General features: G+C 53.1%; 13 protein-coding genes. All 13 read left to right on the plus strand.

Annotation, left to right across the window (positions count from 1 at the left end; all coding sequences use genetic code 11):
• Positions 1–56: 56 nt before the first annotated feature.
• Positions 57–1,946, plus strand: a complete 1,890-nt coding sequence (mnmG, locus tag ACUTQ5_RS19535; protein WP_445652595.1) for a tRNA uridine-5-carboxymethylaminomethyl(34) synthesis enzyme MnmG — start codon at positions 57–59, stop codon at positions 1,944–1,946.
• Between the two features lie 135 nt (positions 1,947–2,081).
• Positions 2,082–2,702, plus strand: coding sequence for a 16S rRNA (guanine(527)-N(7))-methyltransferase RsmG (gene rsmG, locus ACUTQ5_RS19540; RefSeq protein WP_445652596.1), 621 nt, complete (start codon positions 2,082–2,084; stop codon positions 2,700–2,702).
• A gap of 640 nt (positions 2,703–3,342) precedes the next feature.
• Positions 3,343–3,726 (plus strand): F0F1 ATP synthase subunit I, encoded by a 384-nt coding sequence (gene atpI / locus ACUTQ5_RS19545; RefSeq protein ID WP_445652597.1) that lies wholly within the window; start codon positions 3,343–3,345, stop codon positions 3,724–3,726.
• Between the two features lie 21 nt (positions 3,727–3,747).
• The gene (atpB, locus tag ACUTQ5_RS19550) at positions 3,748–4,524 is read left to right on the plus strand and encodes a F0F1 ATP synthase subunit A (protein ID WP_445652598.1); all 777 of its coding nucleotides are present in this window, start codon (positions 3,748–3,750) and stop codon (positions 4,522–4,524) included.
• 49 nt (positions 4,525–4,573) lie between these two features.
• Positions 4,574–4,813, plus strand: coding sequence for a F0F1 ATP synthase subunit C (atpE, locus tag ACUTQ5_RS19555; RefSeq protein WP_004093904.1), 240 nt, complete (start codon positions 4,574–4,576; stop codon positions 4,811–4,813).
• A 57-nt stretch (positions 4,814–4,870) separates the two neighbouring features.
• Complete coding sequence (gene atpF / locus ACUTQ5_RS19560; protein ID WP_004950476.1) at positions 4,871–5,341, plus strand: F0F1 ATP synthase subunit B; 471 nt, start codon at positions 4,871–4,873, stop codon at positions 5,339–5,341.
• A gap of 14 nt (positions 5,342–5,355) precedes the next feature.
• Positions 5,356–5,889, plus strand: a complete 534-nt coding sequence (gene atpH, locus ACUTQ5_RS19565) for a F0F1 ATP synthase subunit delta (RefSeq protein WP_445652599.1) — start codon at positions 5,356–5,358, stop codon at positions 5,887–5,889.
• Positions 5,890–5,901: 12 nt separating this feature from the next.
• Positions 5,902–7,443, plus strand: a complete 1,542-nt coding sequence (gene atpA / locus ACUTQ5_RS19570) for a F0F1 ATP synthase subunit alpha (RefSeq protein WP_012004483.1) — start codon at positions 5,902–5,904, stop codon at positions 7,441–7,443.
• Positions 7,444–7,501: 58 nt separating this feature from the next.
• Entirely contained in the window at positions 7,502–8,365 is an 864-nt protein-coding gene (gene atpG, locus ACUTQ5_RS19575; RefSeq protein ID WP_174354830.1) for a F0F1 ATP synthase subunit gamma, read from the plus strand.
• A 32-nt stretch (positions 8,366–8,397) separates the two neighbouring features.
• On the plus strand, positions 8,398–9,780 hold the full coding sequence (gene atpD / locus ACUTQ5_RS19580; protein WP_012004485.1) for a F0F1 ATP synthase subunit beta: 1,383 nt from the start codon (positions 8,398–8,400) through the stop codon (positions 9,778–9,780).
• 20 nt (positions 9,781–9,800) lie between these two features.
• A complete protein-coding gene (locus ACUTQ5_RS19585) occupies positions 9,801–10,220 on the plus strand; it encodes a F0F1 ATP synthase subunit epsilon (RefSeq protein WP_445652600.1) in 420 nt (139 codons plus the stop codon).
• 296 nt (positions 10,221–10,516) lie between these two features.
• Positions 10,517–11,890: a bifunctional UDP-N-acetylglucosamine diphosphorylase/glucosamine-1-phosphate N-acetyltransferase GlmU gene (gene glmU, locus ACUTQ5_RS19590; protein ID WP_445652601.1), complete on the plus strand. Its 1,374-nt coding sequence runs from the start codon at positions 10,517–10,519 to the stop codon at positions 11,888–11,890.
• A 276-nt stretch (positions 11,891–12,166) separates the two neighbouring features.
• On the plus strand, positions 12,167–13,996 hold the full coding sequence (glmS, locus tag ACUTQ5_RS19595; RefSeq protein WP_153858537.1) for a glutamine--fructose-6-phosphate transaminase (isomerizing): 1,830 nt from the start codon (positions 12,167–12,169) through the stop codon (positions 13,994–13,996).
• Positions 13,997–13,998: the final 2 nt, after the last annotated feature.

Below are 13,998 nucleotides of genomic sequence, written 5' to 3' on the forward strand. Positions count from 1 at the left end.
AATCCTCCACCCCAGGGCAAACAACGATCGTTCGCAATACGACGAGGTGCAGTTCCATGTTTTATCCAGAGCAATTTGACGTCATCATCATCGGTGGTGGCCATGCCGGTACCGAAGCCGCTATGGCTGCGGCACGTATGGGACGTCAGACTTTATTACTGACTCACAATATCGATACGCTGGGGCAAATGTCTTGCAACCCGGCGATTGGCGGTATTGGTAAGGGACATCTGGTTAAGGAAATTGATGCACTTGGCGGCCTGATGGCCACGGCGATCGACCATGCGGGTATCCAGTTTAGGATACTAAACGCCAGCAAAGGCCCTGCGGTACGAGCCACCCGAGCTCAGGCTGACCGGGTACTGTATCGCCAAGCGGTACGTACTGCCCTGGAGAACCAGCCCAATCTGATGATCTTCCAGCAGCCAGTCGAAGATCTGATCGTGGAAAACGATCGCGTTGTCGGTGCCGTGACCCAAATGGGACTGAAATTCCGCGCCAAGGCGGTGGTATTGACCGTAGGGACCTTCCTGGACGGCAAGATCCACATTGGCCTGGAGAACTACAGCGGTGGCCGTGCCGGAGATCCACCATCGATCTCGCTTTCACAGCGACTGCGAGAATTGCCTTTGCGTGTTAACCGACTGAAAACCGGCACACCGCCGCGTATCGATGCCCGTAGCATAGATTTCAGCGTACTGGCACCTCAACACGGTGATACGCCGATCCCGGTGTTCTCGTTCATGGGCAACGCCGGGGAACATCCTGAGCAAATGGCGTGTTACATCACCTACACCAATGAAAAAACGCATGATGTAATCCGTAATAACCTCGATCGTAGCCCGATGTATGCCGGGATCATCGAAGGGATCGGTCCGCGTTACTGCCCGTCGATCGAAGACAAGGTGATGCGCTTTGCCGATCGTAATGCACACCAGATCTTCCTCGAGCCGGAAGGCCTGACCAGCAATGAAATTTATCCAAACGGCATCTCCACCAGCCTGCCGTTTGATGTACAGATGCAGATCGTTCGTTCGATGGAAGGGATGCAGAATGCCCGAATCATTCGACCTGGCTATGCCATCGAATACGATTTCTTCGATCCTCGTGATTTGAAGCCGACACTGGAAAGCAAATTTATTCAGGGCCTGTTCTTCGCCGGCCAGATCAACGGCACCACCGGTTACGAAGAGGCTGCCGCACAAGGCCTGTTGGCCGGTCTGAATGCCGGACGCTATGCCAATGAAGACGAAGGCTGGTCGCCACGCCGCGATCAGGCTTATCTGGGCGTGCTGGTGGACGACCTCAGCACCCTTGGCACCAAAGAGCCGTACCGCATGTTCACATCCCGTGCCGAATACCGCCTGATGTTACGTGAAGACAACGCCGATCTGCGCCTGACTGAAAAAGGCCGTGAACTGGGCCTGGTGGACGATGTCCGCTGGGCACGCTTTAGCGAAAAACTCGAGCACATCGAACAGGAACGTCAGCGCCTGCGCGATATCTGGATGCACCCGCATGCTGAAAACGTCGAGCAGGTGAATGCACTGCTGAAAGCACCGCTGTCGCGTGAAGCCAACGGTGAAGAACTGCTGCGTCGCCCGGAAATGGATTACACCCAATTGACCTCCGTTGCAGCATTTGCGCCGCCGCTGGCCGACACTCAGGCCGCCGAGCAGGTTGAGATCCAGGTAAAATACGAAGGTTATATTGCTCGTCAGCAGGAAGAGATCGAAAAACAGCAGCGCAATGAGAACACCGTGCTGCCGTTGGATCTCGATTACCAGCAGGTTTCTGGCCTGTCGAATGAAGTGATTGCCAAGTTAAATGACCACAAGCCGAATTCGATCGGCCAGGCTTCACGTATTTCTGGCATTACGCCGGCGGCGATCTCAATTCTACTGATTTGGCTGAAAAAGCAAGGGCTGCTGCGCCGCAGCGCATAAATCCTGTTTTTGCGGCCGTTTGATTATTTGATCGGCAAACGGCCGCTGACATCGTTTCTGGCCTGAATTATTATGGTCACCTTCTTGGGCAGCCCCTACCTGGCTTGCCGTTGTGCGCCAGTCTAAGGACTCATTGTGCAGAAAAAATTAGATTCGTTGCTCAAAGCGGCAGGCATTACGCTTCCCGATCAGCAAAAGCAGCAGTTGCTGGGCTATGTTGGCATGCTGGATAAGTGGAACAAGGCTTATAACCTCACTTCGGTGCGTGACCCGCAGCAAATGCTGGTTCGCCATATTCTCGACAGCATCGTGGTCAACCCGCATCTGCAGGGGAAGCGTTTTATCGACGTGGGCACCGGCCCCGGCTTGCCAGGCATTCCGCTGGCAATTGTTCGCCCTGATTCCCATTTCACCTTGCTAGATAGCCTGGGTAAGCGTGTACGCTTCCTGCGTCAGGTGCAGCATGAACTGGGGTTGACCAACGTTGAACCGGTTCAGAGCCGCGTTGAGGAGTTTCCTGCGGAGCCACCGTTTGACGGCGTCATCAGTCGCGCTTTCGCCTCACTGCAGGATATGCTGTCCTGGTGTCATCATTTGCCGGCAAAAGGGCAGGGGCGCTTCTACGCGTTGAAAGGGATGCGCCCAGACGAAGAGCTGACGCAGTTGCCGGAAGGCATCGAGTTGGAATCGGTAGTACGTCTGCAGGTACCGGAACTCGAAGGTGAACGTCATCTGGTAGTCCTTAAGGCAAACTGAGTTTGTTTTTGATCAACTAAGGGTGAATTAAAACATAGTGCCGATAGTTAAAGTAAGCGGGCTAATTAATGGGTGGTTTTTTTAGTTAATTTACTTTTTATTAACAAAAAAATAGCCGCCAATTGGCGATAATAGGGTAATTGCAGATCGTAATAGTTGCGTTAGCAACCATAAGTGAAGGATCTCGCTTTGCTGCTAATGTTAATTAGCTGTTGGAATATTATCCCTGAAGCTGTCAATAAAAGGTTTTAAGCGGGTAGACGGATTGTTTTTGAACAGTTAACTTGTAATATTCTGATTTATAATATCTTTTTTATCGCTCGATTTGCTAAAGACGCTTTGGCTGGGCATGGGCTATAAATCAGGAATAGGTATTATTGTGAGCAACTACACGTTTCTTACTGTAATACTGGAATAATCAGACAATTAAATGAGCCCTATTATTCCGACCGTTTTCTTGTGAAAATAGCCTGAAATGGGGAAATTTAAATAATTGTTCACCTTTTCGCTACTTATCGATTGAATTCGTTGGTATGCCCCGTATAATTTGCTCGTTTTTTGCTGCTTGACTCAGAGCAGTAAAGAAAGTTTTATACGTCACTCAGCATACCTCCTCAGGGGTACGGAGAGAACAAACGTCATGTCTGGGTCCCTTTACAGCGGAAAAGTTGCTCGCAAATTGCTGTTTCTGCAGTTAATGACTTTTGTTCTGATCAGCGCTGCTTTCGGTCTGAAAAGTCTGGAATGGAGCGGTTCGGCACTGGCTGGTGGTCTCGCCGCCTGGTTGCCGAGCACCATGTTTATGCTGTTTGCCTTGCGCCATCAGGCGCAGACGCCGGCACCCGGTCGGGTTGCCTGGTCGTTCGCCATCGGCGAGGGATTGAAGGTCCTGATCACCATAGTTTTGCTGATCGTGGCGCTTGGGGTGTTTAAAGCGGCGTTTATACCGCTTGGCCTGACCTATTTAGCGGTGTTAGTGGTGCAGATAGTGGCACCCGCCGTGATTAACAGTTACCGAAATTAACTCAATAAGGGTAGAGGCATCATGTCTGCAGAGGGATACAACAGTCCACAGGAGTATATCGGTCACCACCTGACGCAACTTCAGGTCGGGACTGGTTTTTGGTCGATTAACCTCGACTCGATGTTTTTCTCCGTTGTCCTCGGGGTTCTGTTCCTAGTGGTGTTCCGTCGGGTGGCTAAAAACGCCACCAGTGGCGTGCCGGGTAAACTGCAAACCGCAGTGGAACTGGTCGTCGGATTTGTCGATAGCAGCGTGCGTGATATGTATCACGGCAAGAGCAAGGTCATTGCTCCTCTGGCGCTGACGGTGTTCGTCTGGGTGTTCCTGATGAACATGATGGATCTGATCCCGGTCGACTTCCTGCCGACCATCGGGACCTGGCTCGGCCTGCCGGCACTGCGTGTGGTGCCAACGGCTGACGTGAACGTCACCCTGTCGATGGCGTTGGGCGTATTTATCCTGATTCTGTTCTACAGCATTAAAATGAAAGGCGTTGGTGGGTTCGTTAAAGAGTTAACCATGCAGCCGTTCAACCACCCAGTATTCATTCCTATCAACCTGATTCTTGAAGGTGTCAGCCTGCTGTCCAAGCCTGTTTCTCTCGGCCTGCGACTGTTCGGCAACATGTATGCGGGTGAGTTGATCTTCATCCTGATTGCCGGTTTGTTGCCGTGGTGGTCACAGTGGCTTCTGAGCTTGCCTTGGGCTATTTTCCACATCCTGATTATTACGCTTCAAGCCTTTATTTTCATGGTTCTGACGATTGTCTATCTCTCGATGGCATCTGAAGAGCACTGATTTTCTTAAAACACTTGTACTTTTAAACTGAAACAAACTGGAGACTGTCATGGAAAACCTGAGTATGGATCTGCTGTACATGGCTGCCGCTGTGATGATGGGTTTAGCGGCAATCGGTGCTGCGATCGGTATCGGCATCCTGGGTGGTAAATTCTTGGAAGGCGCTGCACGTCAGCCTGACCTGATTCCTTTGCTGCGTACACAGTTCTTTATCGTTATGGGTCTGGTTGACGCCATCCCGATGATCGCTGTTGGTCTGGGTCTGTACGTGATGTTTGCTGTCGCGTAAGTAGAGATCTTCTCTACACTGAAACCACACTATTAACTATTAAAGAGGCATTGTGCTGTGAATCTTAACGCAACAATCCTCGGCCAGGCCATCGCGTTCGTTCTGTTTGTCTGGTTCTGCATGAAGTACGTATGGCCGCCGATCATGGCAGCCATCGAGAAGCGTCAGGGAGAAATTGCTGACGGTCTCGCTTCTGCAGAACGTGCCAAAAAAGATTTGGACTTAGCGCAAGCCAATGCGACCGACCAGCTGAAAACTGCCAAGGCAGAAGCTCAGGTGATCATCGAGCAAGCAAACAAACGCAAAGCTCAGATCATGGATGAAGCGAAAGCCGAAGCCGAGCAGGAACGTAACAAAATCGTGGCGCAGGCTCAGGCTGAGATCGAAGCCGAACGTAAGCGCGCTCGTGAAGAGTTGCGTAAGCAAGTCGCGATGCTGGCAATTGCCGGCGCCGAGAAGATCATCGAACGTTCCGTGGATGAAGCTGCTAACAGCGACATCGTTGATAAACTGGTCGCTGAACTGTAAGGAGGGAGGGGCTGATGTCTGAATTTGTAACTGTAGCTCGCCCCTACGCCAAAGCAGCTTTTGACTTTGCCGTTGAGCATCAAAGCTTGGATCGCTGGCAGGATATGCTGGCGTTTGCGGCTGTTGTCACTCGCAATGAACAGATTTCTGAACTGCTGGCTGGTGCTGTCGCACCGGAGACGCTGTCCAGAACGTTCATCGCGGTATGTGGCGAACAACTCGACGAACATGGCCAGAACTTTATCCGTGTAATGGCCGAAAATGGACGTTTACTGGTTCTTCCTGCGGTGCTGCAGCAGTTCATCGAACTGCGCGCTTTGCTGGAATCCACCGTCGAAGTCGACGTGCTCTCTTCGAGCGCACTGAGCGACAAACAGCAGGCTAATATTGCCGCTGCGATGGAAAAGCGTCTGTCACGCAAAGTTAAGCTGAATTGCAAAATTGACAAGTCTGTACTGGCCGGCGTAATTATCCGTGCTGGCGATATGGTGATTGATGGCAGCGTTCGCGGTCGTCTTGAACGCCTGACAGACGTCTTGCAGTCTTAAGGGGACTGGAGCATGCAACTGAATTCCACCGAAATCAGCGAACTGATCAAGCAGCGCATTGCTCAGTTCAATGTGGTGAGCGAAGCTCACAATGAAGGTACTATTGTTTCCGTCAGTGACGGGATCATCCGCGTACACGGTCTGGCCGAAGTTATGCAGGGCGAAATGATCGCACTGCCAGGCAACCGTTACGCAATCGCATTGAACCTGGAGCGCGACTCCGTAGGTGCTGTGGTCATGGGTCCGTACGCGGATCTGGCCGAAGGCATGAAGGTAAAATGTACCGGCCGTATTCTGGAAGTACCGGTTGGCCGTGGCCTGCTGGGTCGTGTAGTTAACACCCTGGGCGCACCTATCGATGGTAAAGGCCCGGTTGATAACGACGGTTTCTCCCCGGTTGAAGCTATTGCCCCTGGTGTTATCGAGCGTCAGTCCGTAGATCAGCCGGTTCAAACTGGCTACAAATCTGTTGACGCCATGATCCCAATCGGCCGTGGCCAGCGTGAGCTGGTGATCGGTGACCGTCAGACAGGTAAAACTGCCCTGGCGATCGATGCGATCATCAACCAACGCGATTCCGGCATCAAGTGTGTTTACGTGGCTATCGGCCAGAAAGCGTCCACCATCGCTAACGTGGTGCGCAAACTGGAAGAGCACGGCGCACTGGCAAACACCATCGTTGTGGTTGCTACCGCGTCCGAGTCCGCTGCATTGCAATATCTGGCACCATATGCTGGTTGTGCGATGGGTGAATACTTCCGTGACCGCGGTGAAGATGCGCTGATTGTTTATGATGACCTGTCCAAACAGGCCGTTGCTTACCGTCAGATCTCCCTGCTGCTTCGTCGTCCACCAGGTCGTGAAGCTTACCCAGGCGACGTATTCTATCTCCACTCCCGTTTGCTGGAGCGTGCTGCGCGTGTTAACGCCGAATATGTTGAAGCCTTCACTAAAGGTGAAGTCAAAGGCCAAACCGGTTCACTGACTGCTCTGCCGATCATTGAAACTCAGGCGGGTGACGTTTCCGCGTTCGTTCCGACTAACGTAATCTCGATTACCGATGGTCAGATCTTCCTGGAATCCAACCTGTTTAACTCCGGTATTCGTCCGGCGGTTAACCCGGGTATATCCGTATCCCGTGTGGGCGGTGCAGCGCAAACCAAGATCATGAAAAAACTGTCCGGTGGTATTCGTACCGCGCTGGCACAGTATCGTGAACTGGCTGCGTTCTCTCAGTTCGCTTCCGATCTGGATGATGCGACCCGTAAACAGCTGAGCCACGGTCAGAAAGTGACCGAGCTGTTGAAACAGAAACAGTATGCGCCGATGTCCGTCGCACAACAGTCTCTGGTGCTGTTTGCCGCAGAACGTGGCTTCCTGAACGACGTTGAAGTCGCGAAAGTCGTGAGCTTCGAAGCCGCGCTGGTTGCTTACGCAGACCGCGAGCATGCCGAGTTGCTGAACCACATCAACCAAACTGGCAATTTCAACGATGAGATCGAGGGCAAGCTGAAAGGCATCCTCGAGACCTTCAAGAAAACCCAGTCCTGGTAACGCTCAGCGGCCTGCAGTTGAAAGACAGCAGGCCGTCTGGCAATGAGGAGAAGCAGACATGGCCGGCGCAAAAGAGATACGTAGTAAGATCGCGAGCGTGCAAAACACGCAAAAGATCACTAAAGCGATGGAAATGGTCGCCGCCTCCAAAATGCGTAAATCGCAGGAACGCATGGCGGCCAGCCGTCCTTATGCAGAGACCATGCGCAAAGTGATTGGTCACCTTGCGTTGGGTAATCTGGAATATAAGCACCCGTACCTGGATGAGCGTGATGTTAAGCGCGTCGGGTATCTGGTGGTGTCTACTGACCGTGGTCTCTGTGGTGGCTTGAACATTAACCTGTTCAAGCGGCTGTTGGCAGAGATGAAAGGCTGGTCCGAAAAAGGTGTCGAAACTGATTTGGCACTGATTGGCTCTAAAGCCGCTTCTTTCTTTGGTTCCGTGGGTGGCAACGTGGTTGCCCAGGTCACCGGCATGGGGGATAACCCTTCCCTGTCGGAGCTGATCGGACCGGTGAAAGTGATGCTGCAAGCCTACGACGAAGGTCGTTTGGACAAGTTGTACATTGTCAGTAACAAATTTATCAATACGATGTCCCAAGAACCACAGATCGTTCAGTTGCTGCCGTTGCCGCCTGCCGATGACGGTGAGCTGAAGAAAAAATCTTGGGATTACCTGTATGAACCCGATCCAAAAGTGCTGCTTGATACCTTGCTGCGTCGCTATGTGGAATCTCAGGTTTATCAGGGCGTCGTGGAAAACCTGGCCAGCGAGCAGGCCGCACGAATGGTAGCGATGAAAGCCGCAACCGATAACGGCGGTAGCCTGATCAAAGAGCTGCAGTTGGTATACAACAAGGCTCGTCAGGCCAGCATCACTCAGGAACTCACCGAGATCGTTTCGGGAGCCTCCGCGGTTTAAGCTAGGTTTACGAATTACGTAGAGGATTCAAGATGGCTACTGGAAAGATTATCCAGGTAATCGGCGCCGTAGTGGACGTCGAGTTCCCTCAGGATGCCGTACCAAAAGTGTACAACGCTCTTGAGGTAGAAAACGGTGCCAATAAGCTGGTGCTGGAAGTTCAGCAACAGTTGGGCGGTGGCGTGGTTCGCTGTATCGCAATGGGGACCTCTGATGGTCTGCGTCGCGGTCTGAAAGTCACTGACCTGGACCACCCAATTGAAGTACCGGTAGGTAAAGCTACCCTGGGCCGTATCATGAACGTATTGGGTGAACCAATCGACATGAAGGGCGATATCGGCGAAGAAGAACGTTGGGCGATTCACCGTCCGGCGCCAAGCTACGAAGATTTGGCCAACTCCCAGGATCTGCTGGAAACCGGTATCAAGGTAATGGACCTGATCTGCCCGTTCGCCAAGGGGGGTAAAGTCGGTCTGTTCGGTGGTGCTGGTGTTGGTAAAACCGTAAACATGATGGAGCTGATCCGTAACATCGCGATCGAGCACTCCGGTTATTCTGTGTTTGCGGGCGTGGGTGAGCGTACTCGTGAGGGTAACGACTTCTACCACGAAATGAACGACTCCAACGTACTGGACAAAGTATCCCTGGTTTACGGCCAGATGAACGAGCCACCGGGTAACCGTCTGCGCGTTGCTCTGACCGGTCTGACCATGGCGGAGAAATTCCGTGACGAAGGCCGTGACGTTCTGCTGTTCGTTGATAACATCTACCGTTATACCCTGGCCGGTACCGAAGTGTCCGCACTTCTGGGCCGTATGCCATCGGCGGTAGGTTATCAGCCAACGCTGGCGGAAGAGATGGGTGTTCTGCAAGAACGTATCACCTCTACCAAGACCGGTTCAATCACTTCCGTACAGGCCGTTTACGTCCCTGCGGATGACTTGACTGACCCGTCACCAGCCACCACCTTTGCTCACTTGGATGCAACTGTGGTACTGAGCCGTAATATCGCTTCTCTGGGTATCTACCCGGCCGTTGACCCGCTGGATTCTACCAGCCGTCAGCTGGATCCGCTGGTAGTTGGCCAGGAGCACTACGATGTAGCGCGTGGCGTGCAGTCGATTCTGCAACGCTATCAGGAACTGAAAGATATTATCGCAATCCTGGGTATGGACGAGCTGTCTGAAGAAGACAAACTGGTTGTATCCCGTGCGCGTAAAATCCAACGCTTCCTGTCTCAGCCGTTCTTCGTGGCAGAAGTCTTCACCGGTTCTCCGGGCAAGTTCGTATCGCTGAAAGACACCATCCGTGGTTTCAAAGGCATTATGGACGGCGACTATGACCACCTGCCTGAACAAGCGTTCTACATGGTTGGCACCATTGAAGAAGCAGTGGAAAAAGCCAAGAAACTGTAACGTCTTGAGAGGAGGGTGATATGGCTATGACTTACCATCTGGATGTAGTCAGCGCGGAAAAACATATGTTTTCCGGCCTGGTGCAAAAGATCCAGGTGACAGGTAGCGAAGGCGAACTGGGGATTTTCCCTGGTCATGCGCCGCTGCTGACTGCCATCAAGCCTGGCATGGTGCGTATTGTTAAACAACACGGTGAAGAAGAGTTCATCTACCTGTCCGGCGGTATCCTTGAGGTACAACCGAGCGTGGTCACCGTGCTGGCTGACACTGCTATCCGTGGAACGGACCTCGACGAAGCGAGAGCGCTGGAAGCTAAGCGTAGAGCTGAAGAACATATCAGTAGCTCTCATGGCGATGTCGACTATGCTCAGGCATCTGCAGAACTGGCGAAAGCGATCGCAAAACTGCGCGTTATCGAGCTCACCAGAAGATCGATGTAATATTTTGGCGCGTGCATAACGCAGCCAAAATTAAGAAAGCGGCCTATTGGGTCGCTTTTTTTTTGTTTTAAAATAAGCCTGATACCCCGGCAGGCATTGTGAGGTATAACCTTCAATAGCGGCTGGAAATGTCGCCGATCGCCGACAGTTATCCCCACCGTCGGGTTACTGGATCGTTAACTTCGGCATGCCTAGTGCCCCAAGGCCTGAGCTGGGTTCGTGCAGAGAAATATGTAGTAATATCGTCACTAAAGGGTTCTACTTTCGTCTATTAAAATGGAGTTATCAGGTTGCTTATGTCGAACAGCGCAATGAGTGTGGTGATCCTCGCCGCGGGCAAGGGAACACGCATGTATTCCGATCTTCCCAAGGTGTTACATCCGTTGGCCGGCAAGCCGATGGTGCAGCACGTCATTGATGCCGCGATGAAACTGGGCGCGAAAAACGTCCATCTGGTGTACGGCCATGGCGGTGACTTGCTGAAAAATACCCTGACCGATGGTGCACTGAACTGGGTGCTGCAGGCCGAGCAATTGGGTACCGGCCATGCCATGCAGCAGGCTGCCCCGCATTTTGCCGATGATGAAGACGTGCTGATGCTGTACGGCGACGTCCCGCTGATTTCTGTCGATACTTTGCAGCGTCTGATGGCCGCGAAGCCCCTGGGCGGTATTGGTCTGCTGACGGTGAAGCTGGCTGACCCGAGTGGTTACGGTCGTATCGTGCGTGAGAACGACCAGGTGGTGGGGATTGTTGAGCATAAAGATGCCAGCGAGGCCCAGCGCCAAATCAATGAAATCAACACCGGTATTCTGGTGGCCAACGGCCGCGATCTCAAGCGCTGGCTGGGGATGTTGAACAACGACAACGCGCAGGGTGAATTCTACATCACTGATATCATTGCGCTGGCCCATGCCGACGGCAAGAAAATTGAAGCCGTGCATCCATCACGCCTGAGTGAAGTGGAAGGCGTGAATAACCGCCTGCAACTGTCGCGGCTTGAGCGTATCTATCAGGCAGAACAGTCTGAAAAATTACTGTTGGCCGGCGTAATGCTGCTGGATCCGGCGCGTTTTGACCTGCGCGGGGAACTTGTGCACGGCCGCGACATCTCTATTGATGCCAACGTCATTATTGAAGGCACGGTCAAGCTCGGGGATCGGGTGAAAATCGGTGCTGGCTGCGTGTTGAAAAACTGCGTGATCGGCGATGACTGCGAAATCAGCCCGTACAGCGTGCTGGAAGATGCCGTGCTGGCTGCGGAATGCACCGTGGGTCCCTTTGCCCGCTTGCGTCCAGGTGCCGAGCTGGCGGTGGGCGCCCATGTTGGTAACTTCGTCGAAATGAAAAAGGCGCGTTTGGGCAAAGGCTCTAAAGCGGGTCATCTGAGCTACCTGGGTGATGCCGAGATTGGCGACGATGTGAATATCGGTGCCGGTACCATCACCTGTAACTATGATGGTGCCAATAAGCATAAAACCATTATCGGCGACGGCGTGTTTGTCGGTTCCGACACCCAGCTGGTGGCGCCAGTGTCTGTCGGCAAAGGTTCTACCATTGCCGCCGGCACTACGGTAACCCGTGATATCGGTGAAGATGAACTGGTACTGAGCCGCGTCAAGCAGGTGCATATCCAGGGCTGGCAACGTCCGGTGAAAAAGAAGTCATAGTGTGTTTTGCGTTGGGCTCCATTCACGAGCCCAATACAAAACATAAAAGTCCTCAATAGATTTCGAGTTGCTGCTAGGCGGCAAGAGTGTGAATTCCCTGGAGCTTAGTTCACTAAGTGACTGGGATAAGCACTCGCAGCCAACAACGCAGCAGCTCGAAAGATGAAGAGGATAAGCCCCACTATCTACAGGCTCGGGGCTGCACGGTAAAAACCGGCAAAATCAGGTCAAGACATCGAAAGCGCCCCGAAAGGCGTTTAATTAGGAATACAACTGATGTGTGGAATTGTAGGCGCAGTAGCGCAACGTGATATTGCAGAGATTCTGTTGGAAGGGTTACGCCGTCTTGAATACCGTGGCTACGACTCAGCCGGTTTGGCGGTGGTGGATGCTGAAGGTAACGTCAGCCGTTTACGTCGCGTCGGCAAAGTCAATAAACTGGCCGAAGCCGCTGAACAACATGAATTGCATGGGGGCACCGGTATTGCTCACACCCGCTGGGCAACGCACGGTGAACCTACCGAAGCTAACGCGCACCCGCATGTTTCTGATTACATTACGGTGGTGCATAACGGCATCATCGAAAACCACGAGCCGCTGCGTGAACTGCTGATCGAACGCGGTTATCACTTCAGCTCTGAAACCGATACCGAGGTGATTGCTCACCTGGTGCATTGGGAACAGCGTCAGGGGGGCACCTTACTGGAAGTGGTTCAGCGCGTGATCCCTCAGTTGCGTGGTGCATACGGCACTGTGGTGATGGACAGCCGTGACCCAAGCGTGCTGGTGGCAGCACGCTCCGGCAGCCCATTGGTTATCGGCCGTGGCGTGGGTGAAAACTTCCTGGCTTCCGATCAACTGGCACTGCTGCCGGTAACCCGTCGTTTTATCTTCCTGGAAGAAGGTGATGTGGTGGAGATGACTCGCCGCACCGTCAACATTTTCGATAAACAGGGCAACGCCGTTGAGCGTCCTGAAATCGAATCTCAGGTGCAGTACGACGCCGGTGACAAAGGCGCTTACCGCCACTACATGCAAAAAGAGATCTACGAACAGCCACTCGCGTTGAAGAACACCTTGGAAGGGCGTTTCAGCCATGGCCAAATCAACCTGAGCGAGCTGGGTCCGCGTGCTGACGAACTGTTGGCGAAGGTACAGCACGTGCAAATCATTGCCTGTGGGACTTCTTACCACTCCGGCATGGTTGCCCGCTATTGGTTCGAATCGCTGGCCGGCGTGCCTTGCGACGTGGAAATCGCGTCAGAATTCCGCTATCGCAAATCTGCCGTGCGTCCGGGCAGTCTGATCATAACGTTGTCGCAGTCCGGTGAAACTGCCGATACGCTGGCGGCACTGCGCCTATCGAAGGAGCTGGGTTACCTCGGTTCACTAGCCGTGTGTAACGTGGCCGGTTCTTCATTGGTTCGTGAATCCGATCTGGCTCTGATGACCAAAGCCGGCACCGAAATTGGTGTTGCTTCCACCAAGGCGTTTACTACCCAGCTTGCGGTGCTGTTGATGCTGGTGGCACGTTTGGGTCGTCTGAAAGGCATGGCGGAAAGCGTGGAGCATGAAATCGTGCACGGCCTGCAGGCGCTGCCGGCGCGTATCGAACAGATGCTGTCGCTGGACAAAAACATTGAAGCGTTGGCGGAAGGCTTCTCCGACAAGCATCACGCGTTGTTCCTCGGCCGTGGCGATCAGTACCCGATCGCTATGGAAGGTGCACTGAAGCTCAAAGAGATCTCCTATATTCACGCAGAGGCCTATGCGGCTGGTGAGCTAAAGCATGGTCCGCTGGCGTTGATCGATGCCGATATGCCGGTGATCGTGGTGGCGCCGAACAATGAACTGTTGGAAAAGCTGAAGTCCAACATTGAAGAAGTGCGCGCGCGCGGTGGCCAGTTGTACGTGTTCGCCGATCAGGATGCGGGTTTCGTCAGCAGCGAAGGCATGACTATCATCCCGTTGCCGCACGTCGAAGAAATCGTGGCTCCGATCTTCTACACCGTGCCGTTGCAGCTGCTGTCCTACCACGTGGCACTGATCAAAGGCACAGACGTTGACCAGCCGCGCAACCTGGCGAAATCTGTCACGGTAGAGTAACT

Source organism: Serratia sp. NA_112.1 (genome assembly GCF_052691715.1).